Annotated in this window: 21 protein-coding genes; 12 read left to right on the top strand and 9 right to left on the bottom strand. The window is 34.3% G+C overall.

Annotated elements, in window-relative coordinates; all coding sequences use genetic code 11:
• Position 1: 1 nt before the first annotated feature.
• Positions 2-1,219, bottom strand: a complete 1,218-nt coding sequence (locus tag MKZ17_RS13165; RefSeq protein ID WP_340724192.1) for a helix-turn-helix domain-containing protein — start codon at positions 1,217-1,219, stop codon at positions 2-4.
• 135 nt (positions 1,220-1,354) lie between these two features.
• Between MKZ17_RS13165 and MKZ17_RS13160 the strand changes: the two genes are divergently transcribed.
• The 6 genes from MKZ17_RS13160 (at position 1,355) to MKZ17_RS13135 (ending at position 7,707) form a co-directional block, all read left to right on the top strand.
• On the top strand, positions 1,355-2,653 hold the full coding sequence (locus MKZ17_RS13160; protein ID WP_340724191.1) for a S8 family peptidase: 1,299 nt from the start codon (positions 1,355-1,357) through the stop codon (positions 2,651-2,653).
• Positions 2,654-3,148: 495 nt separating this feature from the next.
• On the top strand, positions 3,149-4,510 hold the full coding sequence (locus tag MKZ17_RS13155; RefSeq protein WP_340724190.1) for an aspartate kinase: 1,362 nt from the start codon (positions 3,149-3,151) through the stop codon (positions 4,508-4,510).
• 281 nt (positions 4,511-4,791) lie between these two features.
• Positions 4,792-6,570, top strand: a complete 1,779-nt coding sequence (locus MKZ17_RS13150; RefSeq protein WP_340724189.1) for a glycerophosphodiester phosphodiesterase — start codon at positions 4,792-4,794, stop codon at positions 6,568-6,570.
• A 10-nt stretch (positions 6,571-6,580) separates the two neighbouring features.
• Positions 6,581-7,111, top strand: coding sequence for a tubby C-terminal domain-like protein (locus MKZ17_RS13145; RefSeq protein WP_340724188.1), 531 nt, complete (start codon positions 6,581-6,583; stop codon positions 7,109-7,111).
• 10 nt (positions 7,112-7,121) lie between these two features.
• Positions 7,122-7,367 carry a thymidylate synthase gene (locus MKZ17_RS13140; RefSeq protein ID WP_340724187.1) on the top strand — a complete coding sequence of 82 codons (246 nt, stop codon included), beginning with the start codon at positions 7,122-7,124 and terminating at the stop codon, positions 7,365-7,367.
• Between the two features lie 73 nt (positions 7,368-7,440).
• Complete coding sequence (locus MKZ17_RS13135) at positions 7,441-7,707, top strand: hypothetical protein (RefSeq protein WP_340724186.1); 267 nt, start codon at positions 7,441-7,443, stop codon at positions 7,705-7,707.
• A 214-nt stretch (positions 7,708-7,921) separates the two neighbouring features.
• On the opposite strand, the gene MKZ17_RS13130 is transcribed toward MKZ17_RS13135, so the two are convergent.
• Entirely contained in the window at positions 7,922-8,116 is a 195-nt protein-coding gene (locus tag MKZ17_RS13130; RefSeq protein ID WP_340724185.1) for a hypothetical protein, read from the bottom strand.
• 291 nt (positions 8,117-8,407) lie between these two features.
• On the opposite strand from MKZ17_RS13130, the gene MKZ17_RS13125 reads away from it, so the two are divergent.
• Positions 8,408-8,824 (top strand): homoserine dehydrogenase, encoded by a 417-nt coding sequence (locus MKZ17_RS13125; RefSeq protein WP_340724184.1) that lies wholly within the window; start codon positions 8,408-8,410, stop codon positions 8,822-8,824.
• Positions 8,825-8,910: 86 nt separating this feature from the next.
• Here MKZ17_RS13125 and MKZ17_RS13120 read toward each other — a convergent pair whose 3' ends face one another.
• Positions 8,911-10,287, bottom strand: a complete 1,377-nt coding sequence (locus tag MKZ17_RS13120; RefSeq protein ID WP_340724183.1) for an MATE family efflux transporter — start codon at positions 10,285-10,287, stop codon at positions 8,911-8,913.
• A gap of 266 nt (positions 10,288-10,553) precedes the next feature.
• On the opposite strand from MKZ17_RS13120, the gene MKZ17_RS13115 reads away from it, so the two are divergent.
• A complete protein-coding gene (locus MKZ17_RS13115; protein ID WP_340724182.1) occupies positions 10,554-11,522 on the top strand; it encodes a LysM peptidoglycan-binding domain-containing protein in 969 nt (322 codons plus the stop codon).
• A 274-nt stretch (positions 11,523-11,796) separates the two neighbouring features.
• Here MKZ17_RS13115 and MKZ17_RS13110 read toward each other — a convergent pair whose 3' ends face one another.
• Positions 11,797-12,063 (bottom strand): hypothetical protein, encoded by a 267-nt coding sequence (locus MKZ17_RS13110; RefSeq protein WP_340724181.1) that lies wholly within the window; start codon positions 12,061-12,063, stop codon positions 11,797-11,799.
• A gap of 103 nt (positions 12,064-12,166) precedes the next feature.
• Between MKZ17_RS13110 and MKZ17_RS13105 the strand changes: the two genes are divergently transcribed.
• Together MKZ17_RS13105 and MKZ17_RS13100 are read left to right on the top strand one after the other, a co-directional pair.
• Complete coding sequence (locus tag MKZ17_RS13105; RefSeq protein ID WP_340724180.1) at positions 12,167-12,499, top strand: redox protein; 333 nt, start codon at positions 12,167-12,169, stop codon at positions 12,497-12,499.
• 65 nt (positions 12,500-12,564) lie between these two features.
• A complete protein-coding gene (locus MKZ17_RS13100) occupies positions 12,565-12,774 on the top strand; it encodes a hypothetical protein (RefSeq protein ID WP_340724179.1) in 210 nt (69 codons plus the stop codon).
• A gap of 122 nt (positions 12,775-12,896) precedes the next feature.
• On the opposite strand, the gene MKZ17_RS13095 is transcribed toward MKZ17_RS13100, so the two are convergent.
• The 3 genes from MKZ17_RS13095 to MKZ17_RS13085 form a co-directional block, all read right to left on the bottom strand.
• A complete protein-coding gene (locus MKZ17_RS13095; protein ID WP_340724178.1) occupies positions 12,897-14,321 on the bottom strand; it encodes a phospholipase D-like domain-containing protein in 1,425 nt (474 codons plus the stop codon).
• Positions 14,322-14,351: 30 nt separating this feature from the next.
• A complete protein-coding gene (locus tag MKZ17_RS13090) occupies positions 14,352-15,140 on the bottom strand; it encodes an alpha/beta fold hydrolase (RefSeq protein WP_340724177.1) in 789 nt (262 codons plus the stop codon).
• A 153-nt stretch (positions 15,141-15,293) separates the two neighbouring features.
• Positions 15,294-16,592 carry an MFS transporter gene (locus tag MKZ17_RS13085; RefSeq protein WP_340724176.1) on the bottom strand — a complete coding sequence of 433 codons (1,299 nt, stop codon included), beginning with the start codon at positions 16,590-16,592 and terminating at the stop codon, positions 15,294-15,296.
• Positions 16,593-16,788: 196 nt separating this feature from the next.
• On the opposite strand from MKZ17_RS13085, the gene MKZ17_RS13080 reads away from it, so the two are divergent.
• Positions 16,789-18,036 carry a helix-turn-helix domain-containing protein gene (locus MKZ17_RS13080; RefSeq protein ID WP_340724175.1) on the top strand — a complete coding sequence of 416 codons (1,248 nt, stop codon included), beginning with the start codon at positions 16,789-16,791 and terminating at the stop codon, positions 18,034-18,036.
• 68 nt (positions 18,037-18,104) lie between these two features.
• Positions 18,105-19,277 carry an MDR family MFS transporter gene (locus MKZ17_RS13075; RefSeq protein WP_340724174.1) on the top strand — a complete coding sequence of 391 codons (1,173 nt, stop codon included), beginning with the start codon at positions 18,105-18,107 and terminating at the stop codon, positions 19,275-19,277.
• A 58-nt stretch (positions 19,278-19,335) separates the two neighbouring features.
• Here MKZ17_RS13075 and MKZ17_RS13070 read toward each other — a convergent pair whose 3' ends face one another.
• Together MKZ17_RS13070 and exaC are read right to left on the bottom strand one after the other, a co-directional pair.
• Positions 19,336-19,668, bottom strand: a complete 333-nt coding sequence (locus MKZ17_RS13070; protein ID WP_340724173.1) for a DUF779 domain-containing protein — start codon at positions 19,666-19,668, stop codon at positions 19,336-19,338.
• A gap of 80 nt (positions 19,669-19,748) precedes the next feature.
• Positions 19,749-21,269 carry an acetaldehyde dehydrogenase ExaC gene (exaC, locus tag MKZ17_RS13065; protein WP_340724172.1) on the bottom strand — a complete coding sequence of 507 codons (1,521 nt, stop codon included), beginning with the start codon at positions 21,267-21,269 and terminating at the stop codon, positions 19,749-19,751.
• Positions 21,270-21,693: the final 424 nt, after the last annotated feature.

Below are 21,693 nucleotides of genomic sequence, written 5' to 3'. Positions count from 1 at the left end.
ATTAATAATAAAATTGTACAGCTTTTTCAAATTTACCTTCTTGTCGATAATACTCACTTAGTAAATTTGAGAACTGTTGGTACATTTCTCTTAAATCTTCATTATTAGCTGTAAATGGGATTAGCCTTCCTTCTAAAAAGTCCATCGCTTTCGTTTTTTCTTCGTTTAGTAAAAATAAATAAAATATTGCAAATTGATTAAAATTTAATTCTCGCTTTTTTTTCGATTCCTCCTTTAATAGAGTAAAAGTTTTTGTACTTTCCTCAAATTGCTCTAATCGAAATTGCGTAATCCCTAAGTTATATAAACAAAGTAGATAATTGTCACTGTTTTTTGGGATTAATAACGAGCTTTTTTCGAAGTAAATTAATGCATTTTCATATTCTCCCTTCATTTGATACAGATCCCCTAAATTATTATAAATTATAGGTAATAAATGCTGTTGCTGTAATAGTGCAATATTCCTTAATAAATGTTCATAGATTTCAATTGCTTCATGAAATACTTTTCCACGAGAGTAATTGAGTGCTAAAGACATTAATGTATAAAGGATCCTTTTAAAATTGAATTGGTCCTTATAAAATTGAAGAGCTCTTCTACCATAGATAATAGCTTGGCTTGATTCTTCCAATCGCCCTTTTATTAGGGCTAAATGATAGTTAACCTCCCCTTCTAGAGAACCTAATTCTGAATGAATTTGAAGTAAATTTGTAAGCTCTTTATCTGCTTCCTCGTATTTACCTCTTAATATTAAAACTAAAGCATAAAAGTAAGAATGTAAATATTTCTCATGTTGGGAAAAATTTTGGCGGTGGGCATTTAGCCACCTTAATTGTTTTTCTACTAATATAGAATCCCTAAGGAAAATATAATAACGCAGTTTATAAAGCTCATATAAATACACCGATTCTGTAAAACCTATTATTTCTTCGTATTCTTTTAGTTTCTCCATTGTTTCTTTAGCCTTTTCGTTCTCTAAAAAATTTATATGTTTTTGGAAATCATTTAATAACTGAACTATACTTTTTTCACTATTTTCTACATTGTGTAGACTAATGTTTAAACGCTCTAATAATAGACGAATTGTCTCGCTATTTGCTTCTTTATTGTTATTTTCAATTTTACTTAAATGAGGAATCGAACAAATCCCCATTGCTAGTGTATTTTGCGTCATTCCTAGTTTTGTACGATAATACTTGATTAGTGAGCCTATTTTCACTGTAATAACCTCCTATATTGAATGACTTTATTTGATATCTAGCATACTTAATTTTTTCCCAATAATCAAAATATTTGAAATATGGTAGTTTTAAGTTGTAGTGCTACACAAAAAATTGAAAAGGGGTTAAGAAGAATGAAAAAAATGAAAAGTGCATTATTTAGTCTTTTGATTGCAGGATCAGTAATAACTCCAGTGCATGCTACAACAATGGAAAGTGCAGAAAGTGGTTTTGACAAAAAGTTAGGTCTGGAAACATTCCGAGTTTATGTTGAAGCAAATGACAAATCAACAAAGTCCTCGGTAAAAGGTCAACATTCTGTCCGTTGGGAATTAACGGAGAATGGATTTTCAACAGAAATGAATGAAAAGCAATTCCAAGCTTTACAAAACAATAAAAACCTAACAGTGACAAAGGTTCCTATCGTTACATTAGATACGATTGGCCTGGATGACAATAGTATGGTTGAAGAAAGCACTCCAGATTTCGAAGCTACTGCAAGGGCTACCCAACAAATCCCTTGGGGAATTAAAGCGATTTACAACAATAATTCTTTAACAACTACGTCTGGAGGTAGCGGTATTAATATTGCCGTACTTGATACAGGTGTAAACATTTCTCATCCAGACCTTGTCAATAACGTAGAGCAATGTAAGGATTTTACAGGTGCTACATCACCAATTAATAATAGTTGTACAGACAAAAACGGGCATGGTACACATGTAGCGGGTACAGCATTAGCTGATGGTGGTAGTGATCAAGGAGGCGTTTACGGAGTTGCTCCTGATGCGGATCTATGGGCTTACAAAGTGTTATTAGATAGTGGATCTGGATATTCTGATGATATTGCAGCAGCTATTCGACATGCGGCAGATCAAGCAACAGCTACTGGTTCAAAAACAATTATTAGTATGTCACTAGGTTCTTCCGCAAATAACAGCTTAATTTCAAGCGCTGTTAATTATGCTTATAGCAAAGGTGTTCTAGTAGTTGCTGCAGCGGGTAATTCAGGTTATTCACAAGGATCAATTGGTTATCCAGCGGCATTAGTGAACTCAGTCGCTGTTGCATCTTTAGAAAATGTACAAGAAAACGGTACGTATCGTATAGCTAACTACTCTTCACGTGGTTATGCATCTACAGCTGGAGATTATGTTATCCAGCAAGGCGATATCGAAATTTCTGCTCCTGGTTCAGCAGTTTACTCAACTTGGTATAATGGTGGCTATAATACGATTAGTGGTACTTCAATGGCTACTCCACACGTTTCAGGCTTAGCAGCAAAAATTTGGGCTGAAAATCCGTCTTGGTCTCATACTCAACTACGTTCTAACTTACAAACGAGAGCAAAAGCAGTAGACATTAAAGGTGGATATGGTGCTGCAACAGGCGATGATTACGCTTCAGGATTTGGATTTGCTCGCGTACAATAATGATAAAAAAGTCAAGAGGATTTCTAGCTTGCTAGTGGCCTCTTGACTTTATTTTTTTGTACTGGTTAATTTGTAGTGTCCGAGGAGGTTTGCTAGGATAACAAAATAAGTAAATTATATTTACTAGTTTAGTAAAATCGGCTAAAATAATTTACCGCCAATAGTTAATGGCGGTATTTTTTTGTTCTTTTTTAATGTTGGATATTCAAAGGAATATAGGTTTGAATTATTTATTTTAAGGAAAAGCATTACTTAATAAAGAATGGGTTAATTTATAAAGGGAAATTAAAATGACCATCGTTAAAAAATACACGATTCTTTTAAAATCACATATAATATATTGACAAATCCTTAAAATATTCGTATTTTGACTAAATAGATTATTGATTTCACATAATAGTCTTGACTGAAATACCAATAATTTGTACACTGTGTAAAGCCAAATGTTTTTCCTGTAAGTACAAATATCAATTTTGAAAGTAAGGATATGATGAGATGATAGTATGTAAGTTCGGCGGCACATCGGTCGCAAGTGCAGAACAAATCAAAAAAGTAGCAAACATTGTGAAGTCTAATCCTGAAAGAAAGATTGTCGCTGTATCTGCGCCAGGTAAGCGTTCAAGCGATGATATTAAGGTGACGGATTTATTAATAGAGTTAGCACACACCGCATTAGAGGGTGGGGATGTTGAATTAAAAATTCAAGTAGTAGTAGATCGCTATCGTAATATTACGGATGGGCTAGGTTTAGACCATACGATTACAAATATGATCGCACAAGATTTACGTGAACGTGTAACAGATAACGGTTTAAGTAAAGAACTGTTTATTGATAATATTAAAGCAAGTGGTGAGGATAATAATGCAAAGCTAATCGCTGAGTATTTCAACGCTGCTGGTCTTCCAGCTAAATATGTAAGTCCAAAAGATAAATTAATTCTTACTGACTTACCTGAGCGTACTTTAGCCTTACCAGAAGCATATGAAAATTTAAGTAAATTAAAGCATGAACAGGAAATTATTATTTTCCCAGGCTTTTTCGGCTATACAAAAGACGGAATTTTACGTACATTTGATCGTGGGGGGTCGGATATCACAGGTTCGATTTTAGCTTCCGCTGTTGGCGCGACACTATATGAAAACTTTACAGATGTTGACTGTGTATTCGCAGCTAATCCAAAAGTTGTCAATGATCCAGTTGATATTAAAGAACTAACGTATCGTGAAATGAGAGAATTATCTTATGCGGGCTTCTCAGTTTTTCATGATGAAGCGTTAATGCCTGTTTATAAGCAAGGGATTCCTGTTAATATCAAAAATACGAATAACCCTTCTGCACCCGGAACACGAATTTTACCGACACGACCACAAACGAATCGACCTGTCACAGGTATTTCGGCTGATGGTGGTTTTTCAATGCTTTACGTGTCAAAATATTTAATGAATCGTGAAGTTGGTTTTGGCAGAAAGCTATTGCAAATAATTGAAGAGGAAAATATATCGTATGAGCATACGCCCTCTGGTTTAGATGATATTTCTGTTATTATGCGTTCGAATCAGTTAACACCTGAAAAAGAAGAACGTATTGTTGCACGTGTGAAGCATGAATTACATGCAGATGATGTGCATTTTAGCCATAATTTCTCAATGATTGTAATTGTGGGCGAAGGTATGCGCCATAATACGGGATTAGCTGCTCGTGCTGCAGCAGCAATATCTTCAACAGGAGCCAATATTGAGATGATTAATCAAGGTTCTTCTGAAGTAAGTTTAGTATTTGGTGTCCGCTCAGAGTTTGAAGATCAAATTTTAAAAGGTTTATATCAAGAGTTTTTTGCAGCAATGCCAATTGCTTGAAAAGAGGATGAAAAGCCGAATCCGTAATGGGTTCGGCTTTTTGAAGTTGGACTTGAAAAGATAACCAGCAAGGTAAAACGGTTAGGGTTACTCACTTTATCCTTGTTGATTGTATTTAAAACTATTTTGTATGAAAGCTTACAAAATAGTTTTTTAGTGTTTTAAATACTAAATTTATAAACATTCGCCTACGATTTTATTAATAGATTGCATGTATTGTACAATAACGGGGAATATTAAAATAGATTTGATATTTTTGTTTTTTACTGGGGGAGGAGCATTTGGAAAGATTAAGAAGAGTAGTAAACCTTATTTTTCGAAATTTATATTATTATCGTGTTGATTATATTCGTACGTTCGTTGTGTTACGTATTGTTCAAGCTTTTATCGTGATACCATTTATAAGCTTAATTATTACACTAATTATGGATGTGACTGGTGTTCATGCGATTACAGAAAATAACATAATGCAATTAGTTACACATCCTTTTGCATTAGCGGGCATTGGATTAATTTTGTTAATTGGTGTTTTATTTATATACTATGAAATGGGCTTTTTAATGCTCTTAGCATATCATCAACAATGTGCAATTCCATATACATGGAAGCGTCTATTAAAAAGGTTAAATCAAAAGGTAGTACATTTTATAAGCTTACAAACGTTGTTATTAGTCATTTATTTGTTATTGTTAATACCGCTTATTTCATCGATATTACCAATTTCGCTCATTCAAAACTTTACAATTCCACGATTTATTATAGATGAGTTACTCAATTCACGTAATGGAACAATTTTATATGTAACTGTTATAGTAGTTCTTGGGTTTATTAGTTTACGTTTTATATTCACATGGCCATTTTTTACAATTTATCAAGGGATTTCGATTTTTCAAGCATTGAAAATGAGCTGGAAGTTCTCTCAAAGGAAATTAGTTGAGCTTATTGGAATAATCGCTGTCATTGTTCTCATTCATTTAAGTCTCCTAATAACCGTATTAACGATAACTTTCATTCCGTTACTGATTATTGAGGCAATTGTACCGAGTTGGGGGTTAGTTGTAGCTGGATTTACCTTGACATTTGCTGAAGGAGTAATAGTATTATTTTTCTCTATACTACAAATTATTTCTTCTCAATTACTTGTTATGGTAGCATTTAGTTCTACCCACTTTAAGCCACTTATTTTGCAAGAGGAGTCATTTCGTCAAACAATTAGACAATGGACAATACTCATTTCCATTTATGCCTTCTTTTTAATTAGCGGTATTAATTTATTGAATTTAGAAAAGACGCTATATGAGCCTGAGTCGATAGTTATTGCACATCGAGGTTTTATGGAACGTGGTGTGGAAAATACAATTAGCTCGATTAAGGAATCTGCAAAAGCTGGTGCGGAAGTGGTTGAGATTGATATCCAGCAAACGAAGGATGGACAATTTGTCGTTTTTCACGATGAGACGTTATCTCGACTCGCGAGAAAGCCTAATCGTGTCCATCAAATGACGTTAAAAGAGTTAACAGAAACCACTGTGTCAGCCGACGGGCATACCGATAAAATTCCGTCGCTTGAAGAAGTGCTACAAACGAGCCGATTGTTGAATATACAATTATTAATTGAAATAAAACCTCATGGCTATGAAACAAAAGATATGCTAGAGCGACTCGTTGCGCAACTAGATGCTCATGATGCACTTGACATACATTATGTGCAATCATTGGATATTAAACTAATGGAGGAACTTGAAGCATTAGAGCCACGAATCAAAACGGGATTTGTGTATGCTGTTGCCTATGGGTCTATTCCCTTAATGGATGCCGATTTTGTTGCCATAGAACAATCTTTTGCAACAAGTGCTATACAAGAGCAAGTCAATGCTGCAGGGAAAGAGTTATTTGTTTGGACAGTTAATAATGAACGAGGGCTTCAACACTTTTATGAATGGAATATAGACGGTATAATAACCAATCATCCAGACATTGCGGTATCTATTCGAAAGCAATTTGATGAACAAAATAATTTTGTGAAAAGAGTATTGAATAAAATTACGATAATTTATTAAGGGGAAGTACATGAAAAAATTTACGTACCAGGCTTTAGGGAATATTAAATCAACAACACCCCAGCCAATCTATAACGAACAAGGTATCCAAATTCAATCCGTACAACGCATTTATGATAATGGTTTGAAAAAACTATTGGACGGTTATTTTGATTACCGATATTTTTTAAAGTACGAAGTAATCGATCTTGCAGGAAAGCCATTATTCCAAGCAAAAAAGGTTTTTCGACGTGGTAAAGTTTGGTTTGAGGGAAAGGACCTTGTAAGAGATGAAAACTATTTAATTAACTATGAAAACTGGCGCATTGGGGTACCGGAGTTATTCATTTCTAATGGCGACTTTAAAATGAAGGTCGATAAAGAAATGGAATCTTGGTCAACATTTATTGTAGATGATGTCGTTGTTGCAAAATGGCTTGCTGTCTATGACGAGCAAAAAGATTTATTTGATATAACGTTTGAACTGTCTGACCAATCGCCAATTCAAGATATCGCATTTTATATAGCCATTGCCCAGGCTGCATTATTCATTGGAGTATAGGAGAGAGATTATGAATGTAGTATTTGTATTAACCGAAACCGCTGAGGAAGTACTTCAAATGGTGTCTCAAGACGTTGCAGGTCTTTTGGCAGCAGTGAAAGGGGAAAGTGTTTCATTTCCGTTTGGTACATTTCAATATGATAGCCATACATTAGATCATTATTTAATAGATGGTGTTTACCAACAGGAATTGGTCATTTATTTAAAGCCAGAGCAAAGTAAGAACGAAACCGTTTTACCGCTAATGCCTGATTGAAGTTTCATTTTATAAAGGAAATTGTCTTCACCTGTCGAATGTATCAATTAGTACATTTTGGCAGGTGATTTTTTTGAAGCAGTTAAATTTATTTGAAATGACTTCAGAGCATACGAATGCAAAGTTTCAGTTAATGGATAAAGTGAAAATCCACCTAGTAGATGAAAAAATCGATAGCGAAACACATAATTATCGCAAATATTATGAACCGCATATATTAAATAAGGTCGGTGAAATAATAGGAATTTCAATAAGTGAAAGTAGTGTAGTGACATATGAGGTCGAAATTTATAGTTCGAAGTATTATTTACTAGAGTACGAATTAACATGGATTGGATAGCCAGTTTCTATTAGTTGAAATTTGTAATCTTATAAAATATCAGTGTTAGGAAGGGGAATATTTGAAAAATTATAAAAATGGTGTAATTATTTTTTTCTTTTTATTATTAACAGGTTGTACTAGTAATGATGTCGCATGTCTGAATAGCAAACTGTAAATAAAGAATAACAATAGCCCAGTGTGCGTAAATATATTACGTATCACTAGGCTTTTTTTATTTTTTATGCTTTCGTTCCATCTTCATACCAATAATCCGAATAACTACGCCAATTAAAATAAATATCCAGCCAATTCCTACAAATACGTAGTTTAATGTTTGTGTAGTGTTGGGTATGACATTAAATAACCCTAAACAAACAACAATAATTCCAGAGAAGGAAACGAGTAAACCTGCAGTTACGATGCTCAATGTTTTCACCTCTTGCAAAATTCTACCACGACCGAATGTTGAAAACAATGTCTAAACAAAATGTATACTAAAATAGAATGTAAGATAAATCTCATTATCTATTCAATTGTACTAGATTCTTCATAAAAATACGAATGAACGTTCTTGTTTTTGCAATCAATGGTAGTTTAATGTGCTATTTTTATGATAAAATAAATAAAAGCGCTGAATCCGAAAAAAGTGGCGATAAATTTCGGAAAACGTTGTAATATAGATAAAGTAATTAATTTTTGATGGAAGTTGGGAAAAAAGATGCAAAAAAATAAATATCGTATTCATAGCAATACATTATTTGAAATTGCGCAAAGTCGTGCATTCACAGAAAAGGATAATATCGAAGAACGATTTGATGAAGAGGGTAAAATTAAATTAGTTAGCGATCGCGCTGGAGCAGACTTATCATTATATTTAACAAAAACTGAAGATGGTCTTGCCTATTTAGTGAAATGGGATGACTCAGAAGAAGTATATAAAGGTTGGAACATGGCATGGGAAGAGTTTATTTGGTGCCTTGGTGTAGTTAATAAACCAATTGAAGAGGCTGCGAAAAAAGCAGCGGCAGAAGAAGCGCAACGTAAGGCTGAAGAAGCAGCCGCAAAAGAAGTGGAGCTTGAGGCAACAGAAGAGACTTCACAAGAAGTACAAGCGATTGAAGATACAGAAAAATAAGTTTAAAAAAACCGATTCCATAAATTTATATGGAGTCGGTTTTTTTAATTTTTCTTTTTAAATATAGATGGACGCTAAAAATGTTATTATGCTTTGCTCGGGCCAACAATTGCGTAGCGTTCCCATTTACGACTGCGCCAACGGAATATTACTAATATTGCACGAATCCATTCATCACAAGCAATCGCTAACCATACACCGACTAATCCCATATCAAATATGAAAACAAAAATATAGCCGAGCGATAGACCAATGATGATCATCGAAATAAGACCAATACGTACAGGGTAAGTAGCATCACCGGCAGCACGTAATGAGTTAATAATCGTTATATTTATCGTACGTCCAGTTTCTAGGAAGATACTTAATAATAATACACTAGCCCCGATTTTAATAATTTCATTATTATCAGTAAATAACCCCATTAAAGGCTCTCTAAATGCTATAACAAATACGACCATAACGAGTGTGAAAATAAGCGCAGACTTTACACTAAACCAAACACTCTTATAAGCTCGGTCTGTTTCACCAGCCCCCACATAGCGACCAATTAAAATAGCCGTTCCCATGCCAATCGCCATTGCAAATAAATACGTAAACATTGAAATATTCACCGCGTATTGCCGAGCAGATAATGCTTCAGCGCCAATATAAGTTACGTAGTAAAGTAGGACGATTTGACTAGTTTGGTAAAGTACCTGTTCCAATGCTGAAGGAATACCTATTTTTAAAATCTTTGTAATGTATTCTTTTGAAAAATGGTAATAATCCGTAAGTTTAATCCGTATTTCAAGCGCTTGATATAACAACCAGAAAAATACGACAGCAGCTAAAATTCTACTAATAACAGATGAAATAGCAGCCCCCTCGACACCAAGCTCAGGTGCTCCAAATTTACCGAATATTAAAATGTAGTTTAACAGTACGTGGATAACGTTCATCCCTAGGGAAACATACATCGTCTGCTTCGTCCATCCTTGTACACGAATTACAGACGAGAGTGACGTAATAAGCGCCTGTACAAATATAAATCCACCAACAATTGCCAAATAGCTTTGAGCAGCTTCAAGTACAGCCCCTTGTAAATTCATTAATTGCATTAATTTATTTGAAAAAAGAATAAATAATCCACTAATAATGATACCCACAATTAAATTTAATGTAACAGATAATGCCGCAATTTTAGATGCTTCAGCTATTAAGCGAGAACCTAAGTATTGCGAAACGACAATGGATGCACCTGTCCCAATAACACCTAATAAAAGAATAGCAATCTGGATGTATTGATTGGCTGTTCCAACCCCTGCAACTGCATCATCTGACACGGCACTTAACATGAATGTATCTGCTAATCCCATAAGCATAAATAAGAAAAGCTCTAAAAATAATGGCCACGTTAGTTTAAATAAGCTTAATTCCTTCGTATTTTTTTCCAATGTATCCACTCTTTCATGTAAATTCATAAAACATTACGTATCGTACCATACATAGGCAATGTAAGATAGTCCGAAATTCGAATTATTTTTACACATTCTATCAATAAATTGGGAATATATTGCATATTTTGTCGAAATATTACAGAAAATCTATAATATTGAGGTTGTTTGTCACATAAATGTAATGTTTAAACATGAATTTGTCACACTACTGAAATATTTCAATGGAAAGCTATTAAAAGTTGAATGAGCAAAATATTCACGACATTATAAATGGAGGGAACTATTCAAGTATGTTCAAAAAAATATTAGCGTTTTTCACGATATTTACAGTAAGCACTTTTATTTTTGTAGCGACGTCTGATGCGGCAACACATACAATTAAAGAAAGCGAGCATATAAGCACAATTGCCGAAAAGTATGATACGACGGTAAAGGCAATAATGAAGTTAAACAACATGAAAGAGCCTGAACTTCAAGCTGGACAAGTCATTGAGATTCCTAAGGTTGTGAAAAATACATCAGGTGAAGCAAGTCAAACTATTACGTATACAATTAAAGAAGGGGAACACATCAGCACGATCGCTGCAAAGTACGACACAACGGTGAAGGCAATAATGAAATTAAACAATATGAAAAAGCCTGATTTTCAAGCTGGACAAGTTATTGACATTCCTAAAGTCGTGAAAAAATCGTCAGGGCAAGACAAACCAGTAATTACTTATGCCATTAAAGAAGGTGAGCATATAAGTGCAATTGCACATAAATATGATACAACGGTAAAAGCAATAATGAAGCTTAACGATATGAGAAAGCCTGATATTGAAGAGGGACAAGTTATTGAAATCCCAAAAGTAGTAAAAAAAGTTCCAACAGAAGTGAAACAAGAGCCAACGCCGACACCAACTCCAGATCCAAAACCGGCCCCAGAACCATCAAAAGTATCACCTACAGATCCATCGAATGTGAAAAAAACACTGACTGTAACAGCGACAGCTTATACTGCGTATTGTAAAGGATGTTCGGGCATTACAAAAACAGGAATTAATTTACGGAAAAACCCGGATTTAAAAGTTATTGCGGTTGATCCAAAAGTTATTCCTCTAGGTTCAAAGGTTTGGGTAGAAGGGTACGGTGTTGCCATTGCAGGGGATATTGGTGGAGCAATAAAGGGGAATAAAATCGATATTTTCGTAAAAAATAAAACAGATGCCTATGAATGGGGAAGAAAAAAAGTAACGATTAAAGTATTAAAATCTTAAAAATCGATAGCCTATTGAGCAATACTCAATAGGCTATTTGTATAAACAAATTTGCTATAATAAACTAACAAGGATACATAATGAAAGGATTCAAACTAAATGTTTTTTTACGAGACGACATGTCGCTATTGCAGCAAATCATTCAAATTAATGGAAGGGACAAAAAAATATCAGCAATATAAAATCAACCGAAACGCCCGTATTTCTTGCGATGACTGTGAGCGTCGCATTGAAGGGGATTCAATTAAATATTTATTTAACCGGGAATAACATATTATAATTGAATAAATTGTCTAATTTCGCCTAATTCATTTATTAAATAATCAATTTGTTGATTCATTTGTAAAACATCTTCCTCTTGAATAGCTGTTCCGAGAGCAGCCGCACCTGCTTGATTGGCTTTCTGTTCTAAAATTTGCACTGTTATACCGGCTGCAATCGTTTCTAACAGATCCCCTAGCGTTGATACAGCAGCAGCTGCATAGACAAATCGGGCCGCAACCAATTCCAAATTAGCTGTAGATTTCGAATTTTTACTCATAACGTATCTCCTAACGAAAAGGGGTTTTCATCTAGTATATGTTTTGTCGCCTATTCGTTTCCTTCCAATGCTATAATAAAAGCGATTAAGGGAGTTGTTATAGATGGAAGCAAAAAAAGTTACAGTAACATGTAAAAACTGTGGAGAAGACGTGCTTATTGATTTTAATACAGTAAACTTTTCAACAGAAATACAAGTAATGAACGGAAAAAAACAACAAAAAAGAACATATATCGAACATTGTCCTCATTGTCATGCAATTAACACTATTACGAGTGAAAACAAAGAAGACTGGGGCAATAGAAAAGGGCCAAATATTAAATTCTTTTTATTCTCGGGTTTCTTTTCATGTTTGACTGTTATCATTTTAGGTATTTTAGCCATCTATTTTGCATTTAAAGGTTTCGGCTTTATCATGGATTGGTTGTTTAATTAATAATAAAATTACATCATCCTGCTAATAGCATGCTATAATGGATTGTTCGTGGAGGTGTAATCGGTATGAGTAAAAAATGGACAATCCATTCTATTCGAGAATATGTAGAAAAAAATTCAGATAGTACGTTACTATCAACGGAATTTAAAGGTTTTTCTCAAAAATTAGATTTTAAATGCGCTTGCGGAAATGAATTCCAAAAACCATGGAAAAAGTTTAAAGAAAACAAACAACAGAAATGTGATGTTTGCCAACCACCAAAGGCCTCACGCTAATTTTGTTAAAAGTAATTACGAAAAAACGTAATTGCTTTTTTTATCTCCCTGGATTTACAGTAATAAAATGTAAACGTGGTTTTGCTCTTCAATCAGTAGAGCAAAAGCACGTTTTTAATCATTTAAAAAGTCGATAATCCTGTAAACTCCTGTAAACGGTAAAAGGCTTTTTTCCACAATGTTTGGTCTTCATACTTTTCAAATTCGACGGTGAATTGGCCATCATCATTATTCCACATGCGATCGAAATAATCGTTAATTTCTTTCGTTAATACATGAGTTTTTGGCATGTTAATGACTAAATTACTTTCTAAATTGTAATCAGCTAAGTTACGTCGTGTGAAATTTGCAGAGCCGCCAATTAAAGTGGTTTCATCTTCATCGGTAACAATTACAAACTTACTATGGAACTGTTCACCATTTGTATCATAAAAGCGGACTTCGATGTTTTTGTTCGGTACTAGTTCGGCAGCCACTTGGCGATTAGGAATCCCATTTTTCTCAATTCCAAAAGCATCTTTGTTCGGGTCTAATATCATTTGAACGTTTGCACCACGCTTAGCCGCTTCTTTTATTCCTTTCACAATTTGACGATCAGAAATATAAAATACACCGATTTTAATTGTCGATTGCTCATCGGCTTCTGCTAAAGCCCCTAACAATGCCTTTTTAATTTTACCTTCTGTAACTAATTGGATTTCTAGTTCACCATTTGTTTCATTAGACGATTTAAAAGTTACATCCGGTAATGTATAGCCAGTCATGTTCGCTACAGCTTGCTCTGATAGATAAATGTCTTTTAAAATGTCACCTTGAACAACAAAGCCAATATTGGAATGATAACTACTGCCATCATGGGTTAAATTAGCAGAAGTAAGCATTGCCCGCGATTCATTTAAAATAATTTTACGATGGTTCGCCTTAAAATTAATTAAATCTAAATAGGAACCAATTGAGCCTTTTCGTCCATCAGGATTAAATGCGTTCGGTAAAAAGCCTTCTTGTGATGGTTGCCACCATTGTAAGTACGGTCGCCAAATACTTGAATAGATTGGATTTGAATCTCGAAGTGGTTTTACATTCGTAATCAAAACGTTAATATTATTGTCTTCTAATGTTTCAAAGTACGGATTATTAGTTGAACCGTAGAGTGTATTCACTGCATCTGTTAATACAGTAATCGACATAGTAGGATTGTCTTTACGTTTTTCAACTAAAGCATTCGTAATTTTTTGAGCGGAATTAGGATATTCTCCTTTATCTCGGTCATAATCATCGTTATATAAAAACATATCGACAACTAAAAAGTTTTCCGCCTCATTAATAATTTCAAGTGCAGTTCCCAATAACTGTTGCTCTAAAACACGTTCTTCATTCTTTTGATAAGTCAAATCATATAGAAATTCTAATTCGTCTGTTTTATATGTTGGTCCCTCAAATGAAATATGAGATGGTAGCTTTTTATTGTGCTGTATTATCCCAATAAAGAGCGGGATCATAACGAAAATGGCAACGATGATGAGCAGCCATTTCTTATACCATTTCAAATAAATCGCCTCTTTTCCCTTTTGACAGTTTTATAATTTTATTAATGTTTCAGATTGATAGGGTAATTGATTTTTCGTTAGCCAATTTTCAATCATACTATTAAAATATTCAGGTATCGCAATTGGGGCACCATGACCAATTTTCGGAATCATGATGCCTTGGCAATTTAGATTTGAAGCAACGAGCAATTTTGCAGATTCCTTTATGAGCTTTTTTTCCTTTTCGCCATATGTAACTAATATTTTGGTACTCACATTAGAAAATCCATGTGGGATGCTAAAGGACATATTTTCCGATAAAACGCGAATTAAAGTATTTTGCGTTATATTACGACTTTCTTCATAATATTTTTCGAAATATTGGTCGTTTATGTACAATGTCTTTGCCTGAATTTTAGCAAACCATCTTTTTTGAATAAATGGATAAGAAAAACGAATCATAGGATTTAGCAATTTTTCAGCATTTGAAACGGGTTTAACTAATGCACTATTAATAATGGCGAAATTAATTAAATTTGGTTGCAAATGTAACATTTGTATTAAAACTTGGGCACCTAGGGAAAACCCAATTACAACTATGCTTTTGTTATGAACTAGATGATCTATAGTTTGGAGTATGCTTTTAGCAGCTCCGTCAATAGTGAATTTTATGCCACTTTGACTTTTTCCATGTTCCGGTAAGTCGATCGTTATACAATGATAATGTTTAAAATGGGTTACTTGCTTATCCCACATCCAACTACTCACGCCACCACCATGTAAAAATAGGAGGCAAGTGGGAGAATCTAAATTTCCTGATTGTTCAACATATAAGCTCAAAGGGTTACTCCTCTCTAAAATGGTACCTTCACATACACTTACGTTCATAAGTTGAATATAGTTTCATTAATATAAGGGAAGTTCGATCAATTTATTTCTAAATAAAAACCCAAACCCTCATTTCAATAAAAATGAGGGCATTTAACAAATGTTTTATTTTTCCAAAACAGGTTCCAGTGTCTTTTCTTCTAATTCAGGATGTGCCATCTTTAGTACTGAAGGACGTAGCAATGTGAATACAATGCCAATTAAAATGCAACCACTCACGATTAAAATCCACTGTGCCGGTAGTACATCGTATAAAACGCCGAATAATAGTGTTCCAACTGGCATCATGCTCATCGCCATCATTTCAACAATGCCAAACACACGTCCACGATATTCTTCATCAATGGATACTTGTAGCATAACCCCGATTGGTGTGTTTGTAATAACGCCGAAGCCGCCAAACAAAACCATTACGATAAAGTAATAAATGAAATTTACTGTACTTGAAAAATCGAAAAATAATGGGAACGCTAAACTTATTACTAAAAATGATGTCATTAATGTTGATCGCTTAACAACAACTAATGGATATTTTACGTTTGAGCGGGAAGCAAAATAAATGGAAGTAATTAATATGCCGATTGCTCCACCAGCTTCAGTAATTCCAATTAACCTTGGATCTAACTTTAAAATCGTTAGTAAAATAAAGCCAAATCCAATATTTACACTTGTGAAAAATAAGTTTAACCAGAGCGCTGTCCAAAGAATCGAACGAATTACGCGCTTATCCTTTACATAAGTAAAACCAGCCTTTAAGCTCTCAAGCATTGATTCTTTTTCAGTAGAATTAGTAGCAGGAGTACTCGTTTCCTTTTGATATAACTTGAAATTCATCGTAGACTCTAATGTTAATGTGACTATCGCCGCAATGATAAATGTAAGTAAGAATATTTCCATTGATACAAAACCAAACAGCATACCACCTACAATTGGTCCACCTATTCCAGAAATCGACATCGACAATTGATTAAAGCTCATGGCCTTTTGTAATCGTTCTTCATTAACTAAATTGGCAATCGATGATGTGAAGGCAACGCTAGAGAATGTACTAAAAATACTATTGAAGATTGTCACACAATATATAGCAATTAACGAAAGTTCAAATGTGTACGTATAGATAAGTAAAATACTTACTGACAGTATAACACCTGCCTGGCCCCCTAGTACGAGCCATTTGCGCGGAAAACGATCACTCAGTAAACCCGCGAATGGAGAAATAATTATACGTGGTAAATAGCTTAATAAAATATTTGTTGCAAAACTTAATGAAGAGCCTGTTAATGAAAGAATGTACATACTAATACCAAATGCATAAACATGTGAACCTAGTGAACCAATGATCTTACTGACTAAAAAAGTGTAAAGATGGTAGGTCGCTTTTTTGTGTTTTAATTGATCGTTCATTATGTTGAACCCCTTTTGTTTAATTTTATTAAACTCATTGTATGCGATTGAAAAATGGAAATCAATACAAAAGTTTAATTAAATTTAAAATTAAATTGTTTTTTCTTTGTTCTATATTGTTTTTAGTTTAATTTAATTTAAAAATATATCTTTCAGGACAGGCTTTTGTTACACTGATTATGTGAGGTGCATTGGAATGAATATTGGTGAAAAAATAAAAGAATTACGTAAAGAACGTAAAATGACGCTTGCTCAAGTAGCAGGAGAACGCATTTCTAAAGGAATGCTGAGCTTAATTGAAAACGGAAAAGCACAGCCTTCAATGGAAAGCCTACAGCACATTGCAAAGCAGCTACAAATTGATGTGTCGGAATTAATGCAGACGAAGGATAACGCGGAAATTAGAAAGCTATATTTAAAAATAGAACCATTAGTGGGACAATTAAAAAAAGAATTTGATGAATTAATCTTTGATCAAAAATGTCAACAGATTATTGATTTAATTAAACCGTATATTGAGGAGGGGGAATTAAACGGTACGGTATTTGAAGAAATCCGCTTAACAGAAATTTACGATTTAATGCATTACTATTTAAAACGTAATCTTTCAATTGATCCTTTTGTGGAGATTGTTGAGCGCTATAAACAAATTCATGCGTATTCCCAAATAGTAAAAGGCTATAGTCGAATTGCTAGCGTGGAATTTATGGTACGTCATTATGAGGAAGCCATTGAGTGGTTATTAAAGGGCGAATCATACATTTCACATTATGAGGCATTTGTAGGAGAAATTGAACAACTTGATTTATACTATAATCTTATGGCCGTTTATGCAGCGTTAAATAATGATGAAAAATCCGAACATTATTTACAGCTTGCTTTAGAAATAGCCCATGAAAAAAAGATACTGTATCGAGTCCATGACTTTTACCGTTATCTATTCTTTATCAATGTTATGAAAGAGGATGGGGAAAAGGCTCTTGAATATTTGAAAAAAATAGAAGCTTTCTCTATTATTTTTGAAGATGCAATTGAAGTGGTTATTGTGGAACTTGCACAGCTTATATACTTAAATAATGTTGTAAAGGACTATAATAAGGTCATTCAAACAACAGTTAATTATCTTCATTTACCAACCGATGTCATTAAACAAATGAATCAATTTATTTTCGGAGAATTTGCATACGCACATTTCCAATTAAAACAATTCAATGAAGCGATGGGATATTTAAAAAACATAGAGGGGCCAAAGTTACATCACCATCCATTAGATGCAATTAGATTTTATCGTTCATTTGCAGTACGTGCACTCTGTTATTTAGAAAATGGTGAGATAGAAGATGCAAAACGAGATATTTTATATGCAATGGATGGCGTAAAGGATTTTAAGGACTCTATTGATAAAAGATTGATTATTAATGCATATGAGACAATCATGCACTAATAAAAATAAAAAAGTGGGTAAATCTAATTTTGTTAGAGGTTTGCCCGCTTTTAACGAAAGGGAACAAAATGAAGTCAATTGTAAGCTATTTTCATCCACTCGTGTGGATTATATTAAGCGGGACAATATTTGCTAGAACCGCAAGCTTTATGGCAATACCTTTTTTGGCATTATATTTACATAACGAATTACATGCATCGCCATTATTAATTGGCTTAACTTTAGGAATGGCCCCACTTTTCTCGACGTTTGGTGGTTTAGTAGGGGGCTATTTAACAGACTGCTTTGGTAGAAAAATTGTCATTATAACGACGATATTTGTTTGGAGCTTAACGTTTTTTGGGTTTGCATTTGCACCATCTGCAATCTTTTTTGTCGTGTTAAATGCCGTTAATGGAATTTGTCGCTCATTTTTTGAGCCGGGTACACAAGCATTAATGATAGATTTTACAGATGATGAAAAAAAACGTCGCTTATTTTCTGTACGCTATACAGCCATTAATATTGCAGCTGTTATTGGACCGTTATTAGGTGTTTGGATTTCGAGCTTATCCAACGCGTCTGTACCGTTCATGATTACTGGCTTCATGTATGTAACATATGGTGGTTTCTTATTGATTGTCCTCAATCGCTATGAAATGAAGCAACAAAAACTTGCAGTAGGACACCGAATTAGTGCTTTATTTCATGCAGTTCGTCGTGATCAAAAGTTGCTTTACTTTATCGCGGGTGGCATATTAATCTCATTAGGTTATTCGCAATTTGATTCGACATTACCGCAATTAATTGATATGAAGGTGGAAGATGGAGTCAAACTGTTTTCCTATGTAATTGTAGTCAATTCGATTACGGTATTAGCGTTACAATTGCCATTAACGATATTAGTTGAAAGATGGCCAATTTATACGTCATTAAAAATAGGAATCATTATTTTTTCGATAGGTTTATTGCTATTTGGTTTATCTGAAAATACTTGGATGTTCCTAGTGAGTATGGCGGTATTTTCAATCGGTGAAATTTTCTGTTTCCCAACAATGAATGCGGTTATTGAAGAAATCGCCCCAAATGATCAAAAGGGGATATATTTAGGAGCCTCACAATTAAAAAATATAGGAGGTTTTATAGGGCCGATTTTTGGTGGATGGCTACTTATTGTGACAGTAGATTGGATGTATACTATTATCGCACTGTTGCTGTTTAGTAGTATTTTTATTTATCGGAGAGCATTACAAATAAAGTAAATTATATAAAGGGCACAATCCATAACGGAATGTGTCCTTTTGTTGCTCTAGTAATACATTAGGCTTCTTTTAAAATATGTGAATGGATAATAAATGCATAGCCCTCAACACTTTCTAGTGAGAAGGAAGCGCCTTGCCCCTCAATAGCATCAACTTCAATTTGCATATGCTTCATATATTCGTATTGTGTTTTATCGATATAGTACGGAACACCGGAGATTTCGCCAACTAAAACATTTTGACTGCTAATGTAATGACCATCGGCTTTAAAACACATTGGGACTGTGCCATCACAACAACCACCTGATTGTTGGAGTAATAGGTTGCCATGCTTTTCTTTAAGCAATTCAATTACATGGATCGCCGATTTTGTAGCGATTAATTTTTCCATTTTCCATGACCTCCCTTATAAAAATAGGCGGAAACGTTACGCGAACGCTTCCGCCTATAAACTATCACATTAACGTAAGATTAGAAGAACCCTTGAGCTGATTTGTTGTAGCTTACTAACATACATTTTGTTTGTTGGTAGTGATCTAACATCATTAAGTGATTTTCACGACCGATACCTGATTTTTTATAACCACCGAATGCAGCGTGCGCTGGGTATTGGTGGTAAGTGTTTGTCCAAACTCGACCTGCTTGGATACCACGAACTGCGCGGTAAGCAGTATCCATGTTACGAGACCATACGCCTGCACCTAAACCGAATTCTGTATCGTTAGCAATTTCCATTGCCTCTTCAAATGTGCTGAATGTCGTTACTGATAAAACTGGACCAAAGATTTCTTCTTGGAAAATACGCATTTTATTGTCGCCCTTGAATACAGTTGGAGCTACATAGTAGCCACCTTCTTGATCTTGATCTAATTTGTTTTGGTAACCACCAATCAATAACTCAGCGCCTTCTTCTTTACCAATTTCAATGTAAGATAAGATTTTTTGTAATTGTTCGTTAGAAGCTTGTGCACCCATCATTACTTCTGTGTCTAATGGGTTACCGATTTTAATCGCTTTAACACGTTCTAGCACACGTTCCATAAATTTATCGTAAATTGATTCGTGAACTAGTGCACGAGAAGGACAAGTACAAATTTCGCCTGAGTTTAATGCGAACATTACTAAACCTTCTACCGCTTTGTCTAAAAACTCATCATCTTGATCCATTACGTCTGGGAAGAAGATGTTTGGTGATTTACCACCAAGCTCTAATGTTACAGGGATGATGTTTTCTGTAGCATATTGCATGATTAAGCGACCTACACCCGTAGAACCTGTGAATGCTACTTTGTTAATACGCGGGTTTGTTGCTAATGGTTGACCAACTTCAACACCAAAACCGTTTACGATATTGAAAACACCTTTTGGTAATAAATCTTGGATGATTTCGATTAACACTAAGATTGAAGCTGGAGTTTGCTCAGCAGGCTTCATAACGATTGTGTTACCAGCAGCTAATGCTGGAGCGATTTTCCAAGTAGCCATAAGTAATGGGAAGTTCCAAGGAATAATTTGACCTACAACCCCGATTGGCTCATGGAAATGGTAAGCAACTGTATCATGATCAATTTCAGAAATGCCACCTTGTTGCGCGCGGATAGCGCCAGCGAAGTAACGGAAGTGATCGATTGCTAACGGAATATCAGCATTTAATGTTTCACGTACTGCTTTACCGTTGTCCCAAGTTTCAGCAACTGCTATTTTCTCTAAATTAGCTTCCATACGGTCAGCGATTTTATTTAAAATGTTTGCACGGTAAGCAACTGAAGTTTGTGCCCAAGCATCTTTTGCAGCATGTGCAGCATCTAATGCTAACTCGATATCTTCAACAGTAGAGCGTGCTACCGATGTGAAAACTTTACCTGTAATAGGAGATTTTACGTCAAAGTATTGACCTTTAACTGGAGCTACCCATTCACCACCGATAAAGTTATTGTATTTTTCTTTAAAGTCGATTACTGCGCCTGCAGTATTAGGATTTGCATAAATCATATTTATTCCTTCTTTCGTTACCTAAGGGTAAAGTGTTTTTCAACTTTTCACCATTATTATGCATAAAGAATTGCATGAAATCAAACAGAAAGTTTTATTTGAATATTCTATTAATTATATTGGAAATACTAACGGATATTCTTTAAGTAAAAAATTTCTTAGAATTATGGGTATTTTCGGTTGGTTATACGCATGATTTATCCCATTGAGAATGATTATTGTTATATAACAATAATCAACTGTAAAATTTAGTAGATGTCAAATTGAATAAAAAAACATGATAATGAATATCAATTATTGTATTTTATTGATTTGTAAAAGGTCGTATTTCGCTTGTGAAATGCATTTTATTGGAAAATACATTTGATATAATTTACTTAATATCCACTTCAAATACGTTGTTATGCGACAGTTAAGTTATGTA

This window comes from Solibacillus sp. FSL R7-0682 (assembly GCF_038005985.1).
In the GTDB taxonomy this organism is placed as follows: Bacteria; Bacillota; Bacilli; order Bacillales_A; family Planococcaceae; genus Solibacillus.
Note: the sequence above shows the minus strand (reverse complement) of the source record. Positions and strands in the feature narration are given on the sequence as shown.